The organism is Nonomuraea sp. NPDC051941 (genome assembly GCF_044593615.1).
The window spans coordinates 222,626-241,411 of the sequence record NZ_JBIUCF010000008.1; the positions used below are offsets into that span (position 1 = coordinate 222,626).

At 69.9% G+C, this 18,786-nt stretch carries 17 protein-coding genes; 10 read left to right on the top strand and 7 right to left on the bottom strand.

Translation table 11 applies throughout. From position 1 onward, the window contains the following. Positions 1-62: 62 nt before the first annotated feature. From ACIHFD_RS16845 to ACIHFD_RS16855, 3 genes are read right to left on the bottom strand one after another with little or no spacing between them, the layout of a single operon-like run. Entirely contained in the window at positions 63-923 is an 861-nt protein-coding gene (locus ACIHFD_RS16845) for a carbohydrate ABC transporter permease (RefSeq protein WP_363967646.1), read from the bottom strand. Beyond that, a complete protein-coding gene (locus tag ACIHFD_RS16850) occupies positions 920-1,849 on the bottom strand; it encodes a carbohydrate ABC transporter permease (RefSeq protein WP_397367638.1) in 930 nt (309 codons plus the stop codon). The genes ACIHFD_RS16845 and ACIHFD_RS16850 overlap by 4 nt, the downstream gene beginning before the upstream one ends. Continuing rightward, the gene (locus ACIHFD_RS16855) at positions 1,846-3,153 is read right to left on the bottom strand and encodes a sugar ABC transporter substrate-binding protein (protein WP_350724723.1); all 1,308 of its coding nucleotides are present in this window, start codon (positions 3,151-3,153) and stop codon (positions 1,846-1,848) included. The genes ACIHFD_RS16850 and ACIHFD_RS16855 overlap by 4 nt, the downstream gene beginning before the upstream one ends. A gap of 135 nt (positions 3,154-3,288) precedes the next feature. On the opposite strand from ACIHFD_RS16855, the gene ACIHFD_RS16860 reads away from it, so the two are divergent. The 3 genes from ACIHFD_RS16860 (at position 3,289) to ACIHFD_RS16870 (ending at position 6,133) form a co-directional block, all read left to right on the top strand. After that, positions 3,289-4,083 (top strand): NAD(P)-dependent oxidoreductase, encoded by a 795-nt coding sequence (locus tag ACIHFD_RS16860; protein WP_350724725.1) that lies wholly within the window; start codon positions 3,289-3,291, stop codon positions 4,081-4,083. A gap of 152 nt (positions 4,084-4,235) precedes the next feature. Continuing rightward, a complete protein-coding gene (locus ACIHFD_RS16865; protein ID WP_357734318.1) occupies positions 4,236-5,198 on the top strand; it encodes a LacI family DNA-binding transcriptional regulator in 963 nt (320 codons plus the stop codon). Continuing rightward, positions 5,195-6,133: an aldose epimerase family protein gene (locus ACIHFD_RS16870; protein ID WP_397367639.1), complete on the top strand. Its 939-nt coding sequence runs from the start codon at positions 5,195-5,197 to the stop codon at positions 6,131-6,133. Before ACIHFD_RS16865 ends, ACIHFD_RS16870 begins: the two co-directional genes overlap by 4 nt. 6 nt (positions 6,134-6,139) lie before the next feature. On the opposite strand, the gene ACIHFD_RS16875 is transcribed toward ACIHFD_RS16870, so the two are convergent. After that, positions 6,140-8,671, bottom strand: a complete 2,532-nt coding sequence (locus tag ACIHFD_RS16875; protein ID WP_397367640.1) for a SpoIIE family protein phosphatase — start codon at positions 8,669-8,671, stop codon at positions 6,140-6,142. 108 nt (positions 8,672-8,779) lie between these two features. Continuing rightward, entirely contained in the window at positions 8,780-9,448 is a 669-nt protein-coding gene (locus ACIHFD_RS16880) for a tyrosine-protein phosphatase (protein ID WP_397367641.1), read from the bottom strand. Positions 9,449-9,594: 146 nt separating this feature from the next. Between ACIHFD_RS16880 and ACIHFD_RS16885 the strand changes: the two genes are divergently transcribed. The 6 genes from ACIHFD_RS16885 (at position 9,595) to ACIHFD_RS16910 (ending at position 16,107) form a co-directional block, all read left to right on the top strand. Further along, complete coding sequence (locus ACIHFD_RS16885) at positions 9,595-12,096, top strand: DNA translocase FtsK (RefSeq protein ID WP_397367642.1); 2,502 nt, start codon at positions 9,595-9,597, stop codon at positions 12,094-12,096. 75 nt (positions 12,097-12,171) lie between these two features. Then, the gene (locus ACIHFD_RS16890; protein ID WP_397367643.1) at positions 12,172-12,942 is read left to right on the top strand and encodes a helix-turn-helix domain-containing protein; all 771 of its coding nucleotides are present in this window, start codon (positions 12,172-12,174) and stop codon (positions 12,940-12,942) included. Positions 12,943-13,002: 60 nt separating this feature from the next. Next, positions 13,003-14,412, top strand: coding sequence for a 30S ribosomal protein S12 methylthiotransferase RimO (gene rimO, locus ACIHFD_RS16895; protein WP_350724739.1), 1,410 nt, complete (start codon positions 13,003-13,005; stop codon positions 14,410-14,412). Beyond that, the gene (gene pgsA, locus ACIHFD_RS16900; RefSeq protein ID WP_397367644.1) at positions 14,409-14,981 is read left to right on the top strand and encodes a CDP-diacylglycerol--glycerol-3-phosphate 3-phosphatidyltransferase; all 573 of its coding nucleotides are present in this window, start codon (positions 14,409-14,411) and stop codon (positions 14,979-14,981) included. Before rimO ends, pgsA begins: the two co-directional genes overlap by 4 nt. Before the next feature lie 3 nt (positions 14,982-14,984). Further along, positions 14,985-15,476, top strand: a complete 492-nt coding sequence (locus ACIHFD_RS16905) for a CinA family protein (protein ID WP_397367645.1) — start codon at positions 14,985-14,987, stop codon at positions 15,474-15,476. A 274-nt stretch (positions 15,477-15,750) separates the two neighbouring features. Then, positions 15,751-16,107 carry a helix-turn-helix domain-containing protein gene (locus tag ACIHFD_RS16910; protein ID WP_185071833.1) on the top strand — a complete coding sequence of 119 codons (357 nt, stop codon included), beginning with the start codon at positions 15,751-15,753 and terminating at the stop codon, positions 16,105-16,107. On the opposite strand, the gene ACIHFD_RS16915 is transcribed toward ACIHFD_RS16910, so the two are convergent. Beyond that, positions 16,104-16,883, bottom strand: coding sequence for a DNA-formamidopyrimidine glycosylase family protein (locus ACIHFD_RS16915; RefSeq protein WP_350724744.1), 780 nt, complete (start codon positions 16,881-16,883; stop codon positions 16,104-16,106). The two genes, ACIHFD_RS16910 and ACIHFD_RS16915, sit on opposite strands and share 4 nt — an antisense overlap. Positions 16,884-16,892: 9 nt before the next feature. Further along, a complete protein-coding gene (locus ACIHFD_RS16920) occupies positions 16,893-17,489 on the bottom strand; it encodes a TetR/AcrR family transcriptional regulator (RefSeq protein WP_397367646.1) in 597 nt (198 codons plus the stop codon). 83 nt (positions 17,490-17,572) lie between these two features. On the opposite strand from ACIHFD_RS16920, the gene ACIHFD_RS16925 reads away from it, so the two are divergent. Next, the gene (locus ACIHFD_RS16925; RefSeq protein WP_397367647.1) at positions 17,573-18,772 is read left to right on the top strand and encodes an MFS transporter; all 1,200 of its coding nucleotides are present in this window, start codon (positions 17,573-17,575) and stop codon (positions 18,770-18,772) included. Positions 18,773-18,786 lie beyond the last annotated feature (14 nt).

The following is an 18,786-nucleotide window of genomic DNA, read 5'->3' on the forward strand; positions in this document are numbered from 1 at the left end:
ATCCCCTCTACTGCTGCGGGTTGACATCCAGGATATGGGATAGCGTCCAGATACATGGACACTTAACCCTTGATGGCGCCGCTTGTCAGACCGCGCATGAACTGCCGCTGGAAGGCCAGGAACGCGATGATCGACGGCAGCAGCGCCAGCAGCGAGGCGGCCAGCAGCACGCCGATCCCGACCTCCTCGTCGGAGCGGAGCGAACGCAGCGCGATGGGCAGCGTCCACATGCTCGACTCGGGCGCGACGATCAGGGGCAGCAGGTACTGGTCCCAGATCATCGTGAAGCCGAACACCCCGATCACGCCGAGCGCGGGACGGCACAGCGGCAGGATGATGGTGGCGAAGATCCGCATTTCCCCCGCGCCGTCGATGCGCGCGGCCTCCTCCAGCTCGACCGGCACCTCCTTCATGAACTCGGTCATGACCAGGATCGAGAAGCCCCAGGCGCCGACCGGCAGGATCATGCCCGCGTACGTGCCGATGAGGTTCACGTGCAGCAGCGGCATGTCGGCCAGGACCAGCGAGAGAGGGATCGCGATGATCTCCTCGGGGAGCATCATCGTGGTGAGCATGAGCAGCAGCACGAACGTCATGCCGCGAAACTTCTTGCGGGCCAGCGAGTACGCGGCGAAGACGCTCACCAGCATCTGCAGCAGCAGGCCGAAGCCCACGACGATGAAGGAGTTCAGCAGGTAGAGGTAGACGTTCTTCTCCTTGGCCTGGACGAAGTTCTCCAGCGTGAACTCGTCCGGCCACAGGGAGAAGGCGGTGGGGTCGAGCGTCTTGCTGAAGGCGCTGACGAGCAGCCCGACCAGCGGCCCGGTGAAAACCACCACCATAAAGCTATAAATCAGGACTTTTCCGCCGACGGCCAGAGGCCCCTTGCGCGACTCCAGCCCCAGCGCGCTGTCGAACCTCATGTCGCCTGCCTCCTGCGCAACATCTGCGCGACCAGGGTGAGCACCAGCGTGGCCAGGAACAGCACGATCCCGCCCGCCGAGGCCACGCCCAGGTCGTTCTTCTGGAACCCGAGCTTGTAGATCAGCGTCATCAGCACCTCGGACGACCCGTTCGGACCGCCGTTCGTCAGGACGTACACCTCGACGAAGACCCGCAGCCCGCGGATGGCGGCCAGCGTGAACAGGATCCAGAACACCGGCCGCAGGGCGGGCAGCGTGATGTGCCGCAGCCGGTGCCAGGTGGAGGCGCCGTCGACGGCCGCGGCCTCGTAGAGCGTGCGGTCGACGCCGACCAGCCCGGCCAGGAAGATCATCATGTCGTACGGGGTGCCGCGCCAGATGCTCATCAGCATGATCGACCACAGGGAGGAGTGCTCGCTGGCCAGCCACGGCTGGGGATCGATGCCGGCCCAGCCGATGATGATGTTCAGCATCCCGCTGTCGGCCGGGTGGAACATGATCCGCCACACCTCGGCCACGGCCGCCATCGTGGTGACGACGGGCAGGAAGGCCGCGGTGCGCACGAACCACAGGTAGCGCGCCGGCCCCTCGATGAGCAGCGCGAACCCCAGACCCAGGACGAGCGAGCCGACCGTGGTGCCCAGCGCCAGCAGGATGCTGTGCCAGATGGCCGCGGCGAAGTCGGCGTCGCTGATGATCGTCTGGTAGTTCTGCAGGCCCAGCCACTCGTCACCGAGGAACGTCTGGACCTTGAAGAAGCTCTTCCACAGGCCCACGAACATCGGGATGAACTTGAAGTACAGGAACAGCAGCAGCGCGGGCGCCAGGAACAGCCAGGTGATCAGCGGCCCCCGCCACCGCACCCGCTTGGTGCGGCGGTGGGGGGTCGCCGTACGGCTGCGCGCCTCGGTCAGTGTCGAGGTCATGACGCTTTCTGGCTCTGGAGTTCCTGGGTGAGTTTGGTGTTCAGCTGGTCCATGGCCGCCTTGACGTTGGAGGAGCAGTCGGCCCAGACCGCGTTGATGGAGTCGGCCGAGTCCTGGCGGATGGGCGCCCAGTTCGGCACGGGCGGGGCGTAGACGGCGTTCGCGTACGCGTCCTGGAACACCTTCCAGCGCGGATCCTGCCGCTCGGCGGCCATGTCGACCTGCGTGTTGACGGGCAGGCGGACGATGGCGCCGTTGGCGTCCTTGTTCATGCCGATCCGCTGGCCGTCAGGGGAGATCGCGAACTCGGCGAACTTCTTCTGCGCGTCCTGCTGGTCGGAGCCGGCCATCAGGTAGACGTTCTCGCCCTCGCCTAGGGTGCCGGGACCGCCGGACGGGCCCTTGGGCAGGGGCAGGACCTCGATCTTGTCGGTGCCGACGCTCTTGACGAACCTGGCCAGCACGTACGGACCGACCAGGTAGATGCCGCCCTGGCCCTTCTCGAACACCTCGTGCGTGACGGTCGTGTCGTTGCTGACGGCGCCGGGGTTGACGGTCTTGGTCTTGCAGAACTGGTCCTGCAGGTACTGGACGGCCTCGACGGTCTTGGGGTCGCTGACCGTGGACTGGAAGTGGCCGCCACCGGTGCTCTTGATGAAGTCTCCGCCGTTGGCGTAGATGAGGGACGAGGCGTACCAGGAGGCGTAGCCGCGTTTGGTGCCCGCCGGGATGACGAAGCCCGCCGTGTCGGCCTGGCCGTTGCCGTCGGGGTCCTTCTCGGTGAACGCCTGCGCCAGCTTGGCCAGGTCGTCCCAGGTCTTCGGCGGCTCCATGCCGACCTTCTCGCGCCAGTCCTTCCGTACGATCAGAGCGAAGGCCTGGGCGGAGAACGGGGCGGCGTAGAACTTGCCGTCGCTGCCCGTCGCGGCCACCCACGCCCGGTCGGACAGCTTGTCGCCGCCGGCCAGCGTGGCCTTGTCGATCTCGCGCAGCCAGCCCTGCGAGTGCATGTTTCCGAGCTGGGCGGTGTCGTTGATCACAATGTCGGGAAGCTTCTTCTGGGCGGCCTGCTGGTTGAGCTTGGTCTCGAAGTCGTCGAACAGCGCGACGACTTTCGTCTTCACCCCGCTGGCCTTCGTGAATGCGTCGGCGAGTTTCACCGCCGTCTTGGCGGAGTCCGAATCGGGCGCCTGCCTGATCCAGATCTCCAGAGCGTTGTCTGAGCTTGATCCCCCGGAACCGCAGCCTGTCAGCGTTACGGCCAGGGTCGCTGTCATTGCGACCCCGAGCAGACGACGTGACATCAGACCGCCTCCCGTTCACATACGTGGACATGAGTCGTGGACTTGAACTCGTGGCTGTGAACGTAACTAGTTGCGTGGTTCACGGTCAATATTCAAGGATGTGAATTTCGGCCAGAATCGTGTACACCATGAGACATGCGCATTCTTATGACCGGAGCCGCTGGAAAAGTTGGCACGCTGCTCCGCCCACGGCTCGCCCGTGACGGCCGCACGCTGCGGCTTTCCGACCTTCACCCGATCGAACCGGGCCCCGGCGAGGAGTGGGTGACGGCCGACCTCGCCGACCCGGCCGCGGTGGCCGAGGCGATGAAGGGCGTGGACGCGGTGATCCACCTTGGCGGCCAGAGCCGGGAACATCCCTGGGCGGACATCGTGCAGGCCAACATCAACGGCACGCAAGTGCTGTTGGAGGCGGCGCGCGAGGAGGGCGTCCAGCAGTTGGTGCTCATGGGCAGCCACCACGCGGCCGGTTACCACACCCGCCCCGCTGACGGCTCCGATTTGCCCGACTACGCCTTTCCCCGGCCTGACACCTTCTACGGAGTGAGCAAGGTCGTCATGGAGGCGCTCGGGAGCCTGTACCACGACCGGTTCGGCATGAACGTCACCGTGGTCCGGCTCGGCACCTGCAACGAGGCCTCTGGCGACACGCGCGGGCTGGCCACGTGGATCTCGCCTGACGACCTGACCCGGCTGGTCGAGGCGGCGCTGACCGCGCCCGGGTACCACGTGGTCTGGGGGGTCTCGGACAACGCGCGGCGGTGGTGGTCGCTGGAGGAGGCCAAGGCCATCGGGTACGAGTCCCGCGACTCCTCCGACTCCCAGGCGGCGGCGCTCATCGCCGAGCTGGGGGAGCCGGATCTTTCCGAGCCGCTCCACAACCGCGCCGGAGGGGTGTTCACCCTCAACGAGCTGGGGGGTCGCTGGTAGCCCTGGTTGATCGGCGGCCGCTGCCGTACCGGGCCGGCCGCATCGCATGGGGTGGAAAGCGGAGGGGCCGGCAACCGGTTGCAAGAACCTTGACGACGAGAGGCGCGAAGGTCAAGGTTTATTCTGGCAACCGTTTGCAAGGGAGAACGACGATGGCGGCGACGATCAAGGACGTGGCCCGCGCCTGCGGCGTGCACGTCTCCACCGTGTCCCGCACCTTCTCCGCCCCCCACCTGGTCAATCCTGCCACCAGAAGCCGCGTGCTGGCCGCCGCCGACGACCTCGGTTACCGGCCCAACCGCGCCGCCAGGGCCCTCACGACCGGCCGCACGTTCAACATGGGGCTGATCGTGGCGGACATCGCCAACCCGTTCTTCCCGCCGCTCATCAAGGCCGCCCAGGCGCAGGCCAGGGGCCGCGACTACCACGTGTTCGTGGCCGACACCGACGAGGATCCGCGCGTCGAGGAGGAGCTGATCAGGACGTTCACCAAGCAGGTGGACGGCGTCCTGCTGTGCAGCCCCCGCCTGTCGAACAAGATGATCGAACGGCTGGCCGAGGACGTGCCGTTCGTGGTGGTCAACCGGCGCATCCGGGGCATGCCCGCCGTGCTGATGAACGTCGCCCAGGGCGCCAAGCTGGCACTGGAGCACCTGGTCGGGCTGGGGCATCGCAGGATCGCGCTCGTGTCGGGCCCGATCGGCTCGTGGACCAGCAACGAGATGCAGGGCGCCGCGGCCGAGTCGCCCGGGCTCGACCTCGTCTTCTTCGGCCCCAACCAGCCCACGGAGTCGGGCGGCCTGGCGGTGGCCGCCGACGTGGCGGCCTGCGGGGCCACGGCGGTGCTGGCGTACAACGATCTCGTCGCGCTTGGCCTCATTGAGGGGCTGTCGGAGATGGGGATAGGGGTACCAGACCAGATAAGTGTGATCGGGTTCGACGACATCCTGCCGGGACGGCTCAACCGGCCCAAGCTCACCACGGTGGCCATGCCGGCGGTGGCCGCCGGGAGGATGGCCGTCGACCTGCTGCTCCAGTCGGGGGGCGAGGGCGCGACAGTGACCCTCGACACCGCCCTCATTGTCAGAGAGTCCACGGGAAGGGCCCAATCATGAACTTCGGAACGCTGCCGTCAGGGGAGAGCGTCGAGCTGGTGGAGCTGTCGTCGGGACGGCTGCGCGCCGAGGTGCTCACGTACGGCGCCATCGTGCGCTCGCTGGAGGTGTCCGGCCGCAACGTGGTCCTCGGCCTGGACACGCTGGAGGACTACCTGACCCGCAGCCGCTACTTCGGCGCGGTCGTCGGCAGGTACGGCAACCGCATCGCGAACGGCCGCTTCACCCTGGACGGCGTCGAGTACGAGCTGGCCGTCAACAACGGCACCGCCCACCTGCACGGCGGCATCGTGGGCTTCGACAAGCAGGTGTGGTCCATCGAGTCCAACGACGCCACGTCGGTGACGCTCAGGCTGATCAGCCCCGACGGCGACGAGGGCTACCCCGGCACGCTGACCGCCCGGGTGACGTACACGCTCGAGGACGACGCGCTCCGCATCGACTACGAGACGCAGACCGAGGCCCCGACCGTGGTCAACCTGACCAACCACTCCTACTTCGACCTCTCGGGCGAGGGCGACGTGCGCGACCACGTCGTGCGGATCGACGCCGACCACTACCTGCCGGTGGACGACGCCAAGATCCCCACGGGGGAGCTCGCGCCGGTCAAGGGCACGGCGTTCGACTTCACCGAGCCGCACGCGGTGGGGGAGCGCAACGACGGTGCCTACGACCACTGCTATGTGCTCGGCGGTGGCGGTGCCACGGTGACGGCCGGCGGCCTGACCATGGAGGTCACGACGACCGAGCCGGGCGTGCAGTTCTACACCGGCCACATGCTGGACGGGGACGCGACGCCGTACGGGCCCTTCGGCGGGCTGTGCCTGGAGACGCAGCACTTCCCCGACTCGCCCAACAAGCCCCAGTTCCCCTCCACGGTGCTCCGCCCGGGCACGCGGCGCACCTCGACGACCACGTACAGATTCACGTCCTGACCCTGCTCATGGCCTCACTCCGTGAGGCGGCTCGGTCGCTGGAGAGCCGTCGCCTTCCCTCGTCGCTCTGGTCGCTGCGCTCCCGGCGCTCCTTAGTCCAGGCGACGGCGCTCCCTCGCGGTGCAGGGCGGCGGAGGCCTTGATCACCAACAGGGCCACGTCGTCCTGCGACGGCTCCTCGGCGAACGTCTCGACCGCGTGCCGCACGCGTTCGGCCACCGCGTGGGCGCTCAGCCCCCTGCAGCCGGACAGCAACTCGGCCAGCCCGTCGCCGTCGTCGAGCAGCCGGCCGCCGTTGCGCCGCTCGGTCACCCCGTCGGTGACGCACAGCAGCAGCTCCTCCGGCGCCAGCTCGAACGTCTCGACGTAGAACCTGGCGCCGGACTCGATGCCCAGCAGGAGCTGCGGGCTCGCCATGGGCTCGACCTTGCCGTCCCGCCGCAGCAGGAGTGGGGGAGGGTGGCCCGCGGAGGCGATCGTGCAGAGCGCGCCGCCCTGCGGCAGCGGGGTCAGCTCGCCGCACAGCAGGCTGAGGAACCTGCCCTCCTCACCCTCCTCCAGAAGCGCGTGGTTGAGCCGGTCGAAGATGTCGGCCACCGTGTAGTGCTCCTTGGCCAGCAGGCGTACGGCGTGGCGGGCGAGCCCGGTGACGGCGGCCGCCTCGGGCCCGCTGCCGCAGACGTCGCCCAGCGCGAAGCACCAGTGGTCGGCCACCGTGAACAGGTCGTAGAAGTCGCCCCCGACGTGCGCCCCCTCCTCGGCCGGCTCGTAGACGACCGCGGACTCCAGGCCGGGCATGGGTGCCACGCGCATGGGCAGCAGGCTGCGCTGCAGCACCCGGGAGGTGGTCGCCTGCCTGGCGTACAGCATGGCGGTGTGCAGGTTGAGCGCCACCAGGCGGCACAGGTCCGACAGCAGGTCGGCCAGCTCCAGCGGCAGGGTCGGCTCGGTGCGGCCGATCACCAGCGCCCCGTGCGACCTGCCCTGCGTGAGCAGCGGGAACGACAGCACGGTCTCGGGGCCGACCGGCCAGCTCACCTCGCTGAGGGCGGTGCGCGGGATGGCGGGCAGCGACTTGCGCAGGTCGGCGTTGTGGCGCTCCTCGCTGTGCCAGACGTGGGCGAGCCTGGTCATGCCCGCGAGGTCGGTCAGGTAGACGGCCGCCCAGGTGGCGATCTTGGGTACGACGAGCTGCGCGGTCAGCGCCGCGATCAGCTCCTCGTCGTGCACGCCCGCCAGCAGCTCGCCCGCCTCCGCCAGGAACGACAGCCGTCCCCGGTGCGCGCGGTCCTGCTCGGCCAGCCGCTCGCGCTGGACGGGCACGGCCACCTGGCCGGCGATGTGCTGGAGGCTGACCGTGAGCTCCTGGTCGAAGCGGTCCGGCTGGGCGGCCGTCACCACGATGTAGCCGGCCAGCTCGCCGCCGACCAGCAGCGGCGCGCACGCCAGCGACCTGGCGCGCAACTGCTGGGCCAGCTCGACGTCCACGGCGAGCAGGTCCTCGATCATCGTGGGGGTCGTGCGCTCCGCGCCGAACACGCCGGTGGCCAGCACCCCCACCAGCCCCGCCGTCGCGCCCGCGCCCGCCGCCACGCCGAACCTGTTGCCGCCTTCCGCGGCGAGCAGCACGTACGCGGCGTCGCCCCCGCTGGAGATCTGCACGATCCGGGCGATCGTGTCGAGCAGCTCGGCGAACGGCATGTCCTGGCCGAGCAGGTCCTTGATGCGCCGGCCTGCCCCGCCCAGCTGCGGCGCCGGCGGCGGCGTCAGCACGTAGCCGTGGTCGGCGGCCACCACCATCCAGATCGAGCAGCGCTGCCGCCGGGAGCGCAGGTGGGAGACGTAGACGGGGACGAGCCGGCCGTCCTGGTGCCGCATGCGCGCCTCGCCCCGCCACCGGCCCAGGCCGAGGGTGTCGGCCAGCGACAGCGCGTACGGCCCGTGGCCGCGCCAGGCCACTAACCGCTCCAGGGATCGGCCGACCGCCTGGTCGGCCCGCCAGCCGAGCAGCTTCTCGGCCTCCGGGTTCCACGACCGCACGACCCCGTCGCGGTCGGCGACGATCACGCCGACGTGCAGGGTCTCGATGGGCGCCGCGGTGGGCGGCGGCGGCGCGGGCTCCTGGACGTCGCAGCCGTCCGAGATCTCCATGCGCACCCAGACGCGCTTGGCGGTCCTCGTGTACGTGACGCCCCAGGCGTCGGCCAGCATGCCCGCGAGCGCGAGGCCGCGCCCCGACGCACGCGTCGGCTCGGGCGCGGGCCCGGCCGCCAGGATCGTCCGCGTGGGATGGCGGTCGTCGACCTCGATCTCCAGCTTCGGAGGGCTGGCGGTCACGTCCAGGCGGCAGGTGAGCTCGACGCCGGTGCCCGCGTGCACGACGGCGTTCGTGACGAGTTCGCTGGTCAGCAGCACGGCGTCCTCCGCCAGATGGCTCAGGCGCCATTCGCCGAGCACCTGGCGGACGAACTTGCGCGCCTGAGCCGGGGCATGGGGAGTCCCGTCGAAGGCCGTGCTCGACACCCTGGTCGTGTCCACTCTGCGTCCTAGAACATCACTCGATGTGGCAGTACGGTCACTCTCAGAGTGTCAGAATGGTGCCGTTGATACCTCCTGTTGTGAAGAAGGTGGGCCGGACCGGCGCGCTCAGGGCACGAGGGCGGCCCTGAGGCGGTCCACGTGCGCCTTGGTAAGGCCGTTGGCCAGCAGGAGCCCCTCGGCGCCGCCGAGTTCGCCCAGCGCGACCAGGAACGTCCGCATCGCGCTCTCCGGCGCCTCCAGCAGCGCGGCGGGCGCGTCTCGCGACGGCGTCATGTCGAGCATCACCATGACGTCGGGCAGCGCCTTCGCGGTGAGCGCGTAGTCGCGGACGATGGCCTCGTGCTCCACGCCGAGCAGGTCGAGGATCAGCGCGACGACGATGCCGGTGCGGTCCTTGCCTGCGGCGCAGTGGACGAGGGCGGGCAGGCCGTCGGCGATCTCGGCGACGACGCCGGCGAACCAGGTCGTCCTGTGCCGCAGGAGGCCGACGTACAGGTCGCCGAGGGTCAGGTCGGGCGGCAGCGCCGCGAGCTGGGCGGGCGAGGCGTCGGAGGAGCCCGCGCCGAGCAGCGCGTGCCGGACGGCGCCGCCGAGGACGGGCGCCCAGTCGCCGGGGCCCCGCTCGTTGTCGCCGCGCAGGTCGGCGATGAGCCGCAGCCCGGCCACCAGCTTCGCGTCCTCGGCCGTGAGGGTGTGCGGCTGCGCGGAGCGGTAGAGCACACCGGGGCGCAGCGCGGTCTCCGTCGCGATGTCCCGGAGGTTGAGGAGTGGCATAGGACCATTCAGGAAGGAGTTGTCTGCGGCCGTACGGCTTTTACGTGGACATCGGGTGAACCTTCCCGGGATCTTCGTGCCCGTTTGGCGGGGTCGTCGGCGAGCCTCCGCGCGATCCACGGTGTCTCCGACGTACCTTTGGCATCATGGCCACCCGTACGCCGAAAAGCGCATCGAAGGGGCCGGCGAAGCGGTCGACCTCGTCTCGCTCGACCCCCGCCAAGCGCGGGGCCTCGTCGACGGGACGTCCCCGGGCGGCCTCCGGTCGCAAGCCTTCGATGACCCACCCGGACCCGATCAGCTGGGTCTTCACGATGATCGGCAAGCTGATCGTCGGGCTGTGGATGCTGCTCGCCAACGGCATCGGCAGCACGGCTCGCGCGCTGGGCAAGAACGCCCGCGAGCTCGATCCCGCGCACCGGCGCGACGGGGTGGGCCTGACGGTGCTCGCGGGAGCGATCGTGCTGGCGGCCATGACGTGGCGCAACGCCGACGGGGCCGTCTCCGGCGTGGTGAACGCGACCGTGCACGGCGTGTTCGGCTCGCTGGCGTGGGCGCTGCCGCTGCTGTTCGGGCTGCTGGCCTGGCGCTACCTGCGCCACCCCGACCAGAACGCCGACACCGGGCGCATGGTGATCGGGTGGGCCGCGCTGATGGTCGGCGTGCTGGGCGTCATCCACGTGGCCAACGGCACCCCCTACCCGGCCGGCGAGGGCCAGGGTATGGACAAGGTGTCGCAGGCCGGGGGCATGGTCGGGTTCATCGTGTCGGCGCCGCCGATGAGCATCCTGCCGCCGTGGATCACGATCCCGCTGCTGCTGCTCCTGTCCGGGTTCGGCGTGCTCGTGATCACCGCGACCCCCGTGCACCGGATCCCGGAGCGGCTGGCCGAGCTGAAGCACATGCTCTTCGAGCGGCATGCCGAGCCCGCGCCGCGGCAGCCGGGCAAGAAGCGGGTCAGGACCTCCAAGAAGTCCGCCGAGGAGGGGGGCGACTCGGTCAAGCCGTACGACACCCCGGTCTTGTCGGACAAGACCGACAAGCGGCCCGAGCACTCGCCCGAGATCGTGCCCGGTCTGACGGACGAGGACGAGGCGCCCCCCGCCGAGCCCGAGAAGCGGCCGGAGCCGCCCCAGCCGACGCCCGCGCCCCGCAAGGTGGAGCAGCTCGTGCTGTCGCCGCAGGCGGGCCCATACAGCCTGCCCGACCTGCAGTTCCTCAAGCAGGGCACGGCGCCCAAGCCGCAGACCAAGGCCAACACCACCGTGGTCAACGCGCTGACCAGCGTGCTGGAGCAGTTCACCATCGACGCGCAGGTGATCGGGTTCACCCGGGGGCCGACGGTGACCCGCTACGAGATCGAGCTGGGGCCCGCGGTCAAGGTGGAGAAGGTCACGGCGCTCACGAAGAACATCGCCTACGCAGTCAAGTCCGCCGACGTCCGGATCCTGTCGCCCATCCCGGGCAAGTCGGCGATCGGGGTCGAGATCCCGAACGCCGACAAGGACCTGGTGGCCCTGGGCGACGTGCTGCGCGCGCAGGTGGCGCAGGCCGACCACCACCCGATGATCGTCGGCCTGGGCAAGGACGTCGAGGGCCGCACCATCGTCGCGAACCTCGCCAAGATGCCCCACCTGCTCATCGCGGGCGCCACCGGCGCAGGTAAGTCGGTCTGCGTCAACGGGCTGATCACGAGCATCCTGATGCGGGCCACGCCCGACGAGGTGCGGATGGTGCTGGTCGACCCGAAGCGGGTCGAGCTCAGCGTGTACGAGGGCATCCCCCACCTGATCACGCCGATCATCACCAGCCCGAAGAAGGCCGCCGAAGCCCTCGAATGGGTCGTGGGCGAGATGGACCGGCGCTACGACGACCTGGCGGCGTCGGGGTTCAGGCACGTCGACGAGTTCAACAAGGCCGTGCGGGCCGGCAAGCTGCAGCCGCCGCCCGGGAGCGAGCGGGTCTACCAGCCGTACCCGTACCTGCTGGTGATCGTGGACGAGCTGGCCGACCTCATGATGGTGGCCCCGCGCGACGTCGAGGACTCGATCGTGCGCATCACGCAGCTCGCCCGCGCGGCCGGCATCCACCTCGTGATCGCCACCCAGCGGCCCTCCGTGGACGTCGTCACCGGCCTGATCAAGGCGAACGTGCCGTCCAGGCTGGCGTTCGCCGTGTCGAGCCTCACCGACTCGCGGGTCATCCTTGACCAGCCGGGCGCCGACAAGCTGGTCGGCCAGGGTGACGCGCTGTTCCTGCCGATGGGCGCGAGCAAGCCCATCCGCATCCAGAACGCGTTCGTCTCCGAGAAGGAGATCGCCGAGATCGTCACGCACTGCAAGGCGCAGATGCAGGCCGAATACCGCGAGGACGTGGCCGCCGCGCCGGTCAAGCGGGAGATCGACGAGGACATCGGCGACGACCTCGACGTGCTGATCCAGGCCGCCGAGCTGATCGTGACCACTCAGTTCGGCTCGACCTCGATGCTGCAGCGCAAGCTGCGGGTCGGGTTCGCCAAGGCGGGACGGCTGATGGATCTCCTGGAGAGCCGGAACGTGGTCGGCCCGAGCGAGGGCTCCAAGGCCCGCGAGGTGCTGGTCAAACCGGACGATCTGCCGGGTTTGCTGGCCGACCTGCGTGGCGAATGACCCCAATGCGTGCCTGCCGGGTAGTAACTGGTTGAATATAAATCACTACCCATTGTGGTAGCAGGTGCAGGTGCCGTGGGGGAGGCGTTCGTTGTGCAGGAGCAGAGCATCGGGGCCATGCTGGCGGCAGCCAGGCATGCTGCCGGGCTGACCGTCGAGCAGGTCAGCGCGGCCACCAGGATCCGCGAGGCGATCATCCATGGCCTGGAGCAGGATGACGGCAGCCAGTGCGGTGGCGACTTCTACACCAGGGGGCACGTCAAGGCCGTGGCCAAGGCGGTGGGGCTCGATCCGGAGGCCACCGTCCATCTCTACGACCAGCAGCACGGCGGGGCGCCCAGGCCGGTCGCGGCCTCGGCCGTGTTCCAGGCCGACAAGAAGATCAACGTTCCGGAGCGGCGGGGGCCCAACTGGACGATGGCGCTCGGGGTGGCGCTGGCGATCGTGGTCGTCTTCGGCATGATGCGGGTGCTGGGCGGCGCGAGCGACCAGGTGCGGACGGCCGACGTGCAGGTGGCCTCGGCCCGGCCCAAGGTCCCGCCGAACATGCCCGTCCAGCCGAAGCCGGCGGCGGGCAAGGCGGTCAAACGCACGGTGACCGTCGAGATCAAGGCGAAGCGGTCGTCGTACGTCCAGGCTCACGACGCGATGGGGCGCAAGCTGTTCTCGGGCACGCTGAAGGCCGGAAAGTCCGACACGTGGAGTGCGGAAGACAAGGTCAGCGTGCTGCTGGCGGATGCGTCGGCCGTTACGCTGCAGGTGAACGGCAAGAAAGTGAAGCTGGACGCGGGCAGGGGGGAGATGCTGCGGCGCTCGTTCGGGCCACCCAAATCGACCGAGCGATAGCCATCTGGCGGGAGCCCGTGCATCGGGTGGTGGCCAACTCCCGATACCGTAGTGTTCACCATGTCATCCCGCCGAACCGCATCGCTGATCACTCTGGGCTGCGCGCGCAACGAGGTCGACTCCGAGGAGCTGGCCGCGCGACTTGAGGCTGCCGGTTGGCAGCTGGGCGACGACGACCCCGATGTCGTCGTCGTCAACACGTGTGGCTTCATCGACTCGGCCAAGAAGGACTCCATCGACACGCTGCTGGCCGCCGCCGACACCGGCGCAAAGGTGGTCGCAGCGGGCTGTATGGCCGAGCGCTACGGCAACGAGCTGGCCGAGGCGCTGCCCGAAGCCAGCGCGGTGATCTCCTTCGACGACTACACGGAGATCGGCGGCCGCCTCGACGACGTCCTCGCCGGGCGGCCGCTGAAGCCCCACACGCCACGTGACCGCCGCACCCTGCTACCCATCTCGCCGGTGGACCGTGCCAGCGCCCCCAAGGCCAACATCCCCGGTCACGGAGATCTGCCCGCGGGCCTGGCGCCCGCGAGCGGCCCGCGCGTGCTGCGCAAGCGCCTGGACGAGAGCCCGGTGGCCTCGCTCAAGCTGGCCTCCGGCTGCGACCGGCGCTGCACGTTCTGCGCCATCCCGGCCTTCCGCGGCTCCTACGTCTCGCGCCGGCCCGACGAGTTGCTGGCCGAGGCCGACTGGCTGGCCCACCGTGGCGTGCGCGAGCTCGTCCTGGTCAGCGAGAACTCCACGTCCTACGGCAAGGATCTCGGCGACCTCCGGGCGCTGGAGAAGCTGCTGCCCGACCTGGCGGCCGTCGAGGGCGTCTCCCGGGTGCGGGTCAGCTACCTGCAGCCCGCCGAGCTGCGTCCTGGGCTCATCGACGTGCTCACGGGCACCGAGGGCGTCGCCCCCTACTTCGACCTGTCCTTCCAGCACGCGAGCGGCACGGTGCTGCGCAGGATGCGCCGCTTCGGCGACCCTGAGCGCTTCCTGGGGCTGCTCGAGACCATCCGCGAGCGCGCTCCCGAGGCGGGCGTGCGCTCCAACTTCATCGTGGGCTTCCCCGGCGAGACCGAGGAGGAGTTCGGCGAGTTGGTGGGCTTCCTGGAGGCGGCCAGGCTCGACGTGATCGGCGTGTTCGGCTACTCCGACGAGGACGGCACGGAGGCCGCCGATCTGCCGGGCAAGCTCGACCAGGAGGTCATCGACGAGCGCGTGCGCGTGCTCACCGAGCTGGCCGAGGAGCTGACCGCCCAGCGCGCGGAGGAGCGCATAGGCACCGAGGTCGACGTGCTGATCGACGACGACCTGGGCGACGGGGGCTACGAGGGCCGGGCCGCCCACCAGGGTCCCGAGGTCGACGGCTCCGTCACGGTTCAGGGAATCGGCCTCGTCAGGGGGCAGATCGTGCGCGCGGTCGTGGTCGACTCCGAGGGGGTCGACCTGATCGCGCGTATCAAGGCAAGTCCATGAAAAGGGACGAGCGCCGCGTCGTAAGCCCGTGGAACATCGCCAACGTCCTCACGGTTCTCCGGTTGGTGCTCGTCCCCTTCTTCGTCGTCTGCCTGTTCCTGCCGGGGACGGGCTGGCGGGTGGCCGCGCTGGCGGTCTTCGCGGTGGCCTCGATCACCGACCACCTGGACGGTGAGCTGGCCAGGCGGTACGGCCTGATCACCGACTTCGGCAAGATCGCCGACCCGATCGCGGACAAGGCGCTCACCGGCGCGGCGCTGGTGAGCCTGTCCATACTCAACGAGCTGCCCTGGTGGGTCACCATCCCGATCCTCGGCAGGGAGCTCGGCATCACGGCCCTCAGGTTCCTGCTGCTGCGGCGCGCGGTCATCCCGGCCAGCTACGGCGGCAAGGTCAAGACCGTGCTGCAGATCGCCGCGATCGTGCTCTACCTCCTGCCGGGGGTGCCGGGGCCCGTCCGGTGGGTGGTCATGGGGGCGGCGCTGGTGGTCACCGTGGCCACCGGGGTCGACTACGTCATCAGGGCAATGCGGCTGCGCAAGGTCGCGAAGCAGGTGCGCGGGGAGTGATCGATGGCCGACGTGGCCGAGGTTCTGACGATGCTGGTGGGCCGGTCCGCCACGGTGGCGGTGGCCGAGTCGCTGACCGGCGGGCTCATCGGGGCCGCCATCACGTCGGTCTCGGGGTCGTCGAAGGCGTTCAGGGGCGGGGTGATCTCGTACGCCACCGACCTCAAGCAGGAGCTGCTAGGGGTGCCGGGGGAGTTGCTGCGGCGCGAGGGGGCTGTACATCCTAAGGTGGCCGCGGCCATGGCGGCGGGGGTCGCGCGGCTCTGCGGGGCCACGTACGGGCTGGCCGTGACGGGTGTGGCCGGGCCGGAGCCGCAGGACGGCAAGCCCGTCGGCACCGTGTACGCGGCCGTCTGCGGGCCGGGGGGCAGGATTTGGGGGCGTGAATTGAGACTTGGCGGGTCGCGCGAACGTATCAGGGTAGAGACGGTGGACGAGGCAGTCGATCTACTGTCAGGTGTGCTGAAGGCGAACATAGGGGAACATTCCGGGTGATTACCGTGTTACGTCCCGAGCGAACATGCGAAGCACGGTCTGACGCGGTGTCGGTGGATACGGGTACGGTGGAGCTGTGAGTGAGGTCCGTGAGCCAACTGCAAGCACCGAGCGCCCGGCAGGCGGGCCTGAAGCGTCGCGAGCGGCGGTCCAGGGGCGGCCACGCCCCATGATGACGGCGAGGAGTATGTACGAAGCTAAGAAGACCACAGTGCGGCACGATCCGATCGCGCGGGGCGTGGTGAAGTCATCCGCGCCGGGGAGGGAGCGACAGATGATTCTGCTGCGTCAGCTGCTCGGCGACGTGCTGAGGCGGTTGAGGGTGCGGCAGGGACGCACGCTACGCGAGGTGTCCACCCAGGCACGTGTCTCGCTCGGCTACTTGTCCGAGGTCGAGCGCGGCCAGAAGGAAGCCTCGTCGGAGCTGCTGGCGTCCATTTGCGGCGCACTCGAAGTGCCCCTTTCGCAGGTGTTGCGTGAGGTTTCCGACCAGTTCGCGCTGGCGGAGCTCCAGGCTGCCCCTGTGCTGGCCGACGTGCCCGATCGCGAACGGCTGCCCCTTACGGAGACGGTCCCCGGGTCTATTTCCGACTCCGTGTTCCCCGAAGTCAAGGACATGGTGGCTGCCTAACCCAGCTGGCAGCCAGCACACCACAGGATCAGCCGTTCCTGTGGCTGCGCCCCCATCTCCCCACGGCTGATGCGGGTGCCGCATCGGCGACAGGGCCTCCCTGCCCTGCCGTAGACCCACGTCTGGTTCGCCGGGCGGCGATCACCTGTGGTCACCGTGCCCGCATGCCCCTTGTTCGCGTCCAGCAAGCGCTGGGCCAGTGACACGAGCCCGTTGAGATCCTCGATCTCCCCGACCTTCTTCCACGGCCAGACACCGCGCAGGAACAGGGTCTCGGCGCGATAGATCGTGCCGATCCCAGCCAGGTTGCGCTGATCGAGCAGCGCCTCCCCGATGGTCCTGTCGGGCGCCCCTCGCAGCCTTCGCACGGCCTCATCCGGGTCCCAGTCCGGGCCGAGCAGATCCGGCCCCAGATGGCCGACCAGCCGTGCCTCCTCGCCTGTCCTGACGAGATCCACCATTCCCAGCCTGACCCCCACCGCCTGCCACCGCTCGTTGGCCAGGATCAGCCTGACCTGGTCGCCCGGCGCGGTCCGGCGTCCGGCCGCCATGACCTGCCAGCTCCCGTCCATGCGCAGATGGGTGTGCACGGTCAGGTCGCCTTCGACGCGGGTGAGCAGGTGCTTGCCCCTGGAGACCGTGGTGATGACCGTACGGCCGGTCAGGTCGGCCGTGGCGTGCCTGGGGACGCGGAAGTCCGACCTGGTGAGCACCTGACCGTCCAGCGCGCCGCGCAGCTTCGCGGCCGTGCGGTAGACGGCGTCTCCTTCGGGCATCCCTCCAGTCTAGGAACGCGCACCCGCCTCGTGCGCGGCCACCCAGCCGTCCACCAGCGCGCACAACTGATCCAGCGCCTCCTCCGCACGCTCGCGCTCGCCGGTCGTGAGGAAGTCGATCTGCAGCCCCGAGTACGCCGAGTTGACCAGCGTGGAGATCCGCAGCGCCTCCGCCTCCGGGACGCCCCGATCGCGCAGCAGGCCCGCCACGAACTCCGACCGGTCCGCCAGCAGCCGCGGCACGTGCCCCATGAGCCGGCCACCGGCCGCCAGCCCCTCGATCTCGCGGATCAGGCGGGCGGCCGGCAGATTCTCCTCCCGTGCCTGCCAGTCCCAGGTGCGGCGGATGATCGTGCCCACGCTGTCGGAGCCCGACCAGCCCGGCAGCGCGCGCAGCCATTCGCGGTGCCGCTCGTCCAGGCGCTCCATGGTGGCCGAGAGCAAAGCTTCCTTGTCGGCGAAGTGGTGGGTCAGCACGCGGGTGGACTTGCCCAGGTGCTCGGCGAGCGGGCGCATCGACAGGGTCGAGAGGCCATGTCCGGCCAGGTAGTCGACGATCTGGTCGAGCAGTTCGGCCCGGCGGTGCGGGTCGGCGGTCCTGGCCATCGGCGAAATCCCTTTGCGGTCATTGGGGTTACGACTGTTACCTTATATGGGAAACGACTGTTACCCTTATCGAGGGGATACCCATGCCCGCGTGGTTGCTCGCCCTGGTCTTCACCATGTTCACCTTCGCCACCGACGACTACGTGATCGCGGGCGTGCTGCCCGAGGTCTCCGCCGATCTCGGGGTCAGCGTGGCGGCGGGCGGGCAGCTCGTCACCGCCTTCTCGCTGGCGTTCGCGCTGGGGGCGCCCGTGGCCTCCGTGGTGAGCGCCACCTGGTCGCGGCGGGGGCTGTTCACCTGGGCCCTGGCACTGTTCACCGCGGCGAACTGGGCGGCCGCGTTCACGACCTCCTACGCCGTCCTCATGGGGCTGCGCGTGCTGGCGGCGCTGGCCGCGGCTGCCGTCGTGCCCGCCGTGTACGCCCTCGCGACCTCGCTGGCCCCCGAAGAGCGCCGGGGACGTTACCTGGCTCTGGTGATGGGCGGGATGACCGGCTCGCTCATGCTCGGCGTTCCCGTCGGCACGTGGGTGGGCGGCGCGTTCGGCTGGCAGGCCACGTTCGGGCTGGGCGGGCTGCTGGGGCTCGTCGCGCTGGTCGCGATCAGGGCGACGCTGCCCGAGTCACCCCCGGCGGCCGCCATGCCGGTCAGGGAGCGGCTGGCGCCGCTGGCCCGGCCGCAGGTGCTGCTCGGCCTGCTCGGGGTCGTGGGGATCGTGCTGGGCAGCATGATGCTGATGACCTATCTCGCGCCGTTCCTGCGGGACCTGGCCGGGGCCGGGCCGGCGGAGCTGGGGTGGGCGTTCGCGCTGGCCGGGCTCGCCGGGCTGGCGGGCGGACAGCTCGGCGGGTGGGCCGCCGACCGGTGGGGCGCCGACCGGGCGCTGATCGTGGGCATCGCCGGGTTCACGGCGGTGATGGGCCTGTTCGCCGTCTGCTGGGCGCTGCGGCCGCTGCCGCTGCCCGCGCTCCTGCCGCTGCTGCTGGTGTGGGCGGCCGTGTCGTGGTGGATCCCGCCGCCCGCGCAGACCCGGCTGCTCGCCCTGGCCGGCCCGTCCGGGCCGCAGGCGCTGGCGCTCAACAGCAGCGCCGTCTACGTCGGGGTCTCGGGCGGTGGCGCGGTGGGCGGGCTCGTTCTGGAGAGCCACGGAAGTGGCCGGCTGCCCTTGGCCGCGGCCGCCGTCGAGCTGGCCGCCCTCGCGCTCTTCTGGGCGGCCGGCAGGGCACGCCCCCCGGCTACCGTCGAGGATCGCGCGGCGCCGCAGGGTGAGGCGGGCGGTTGATGATCGAGAACGGC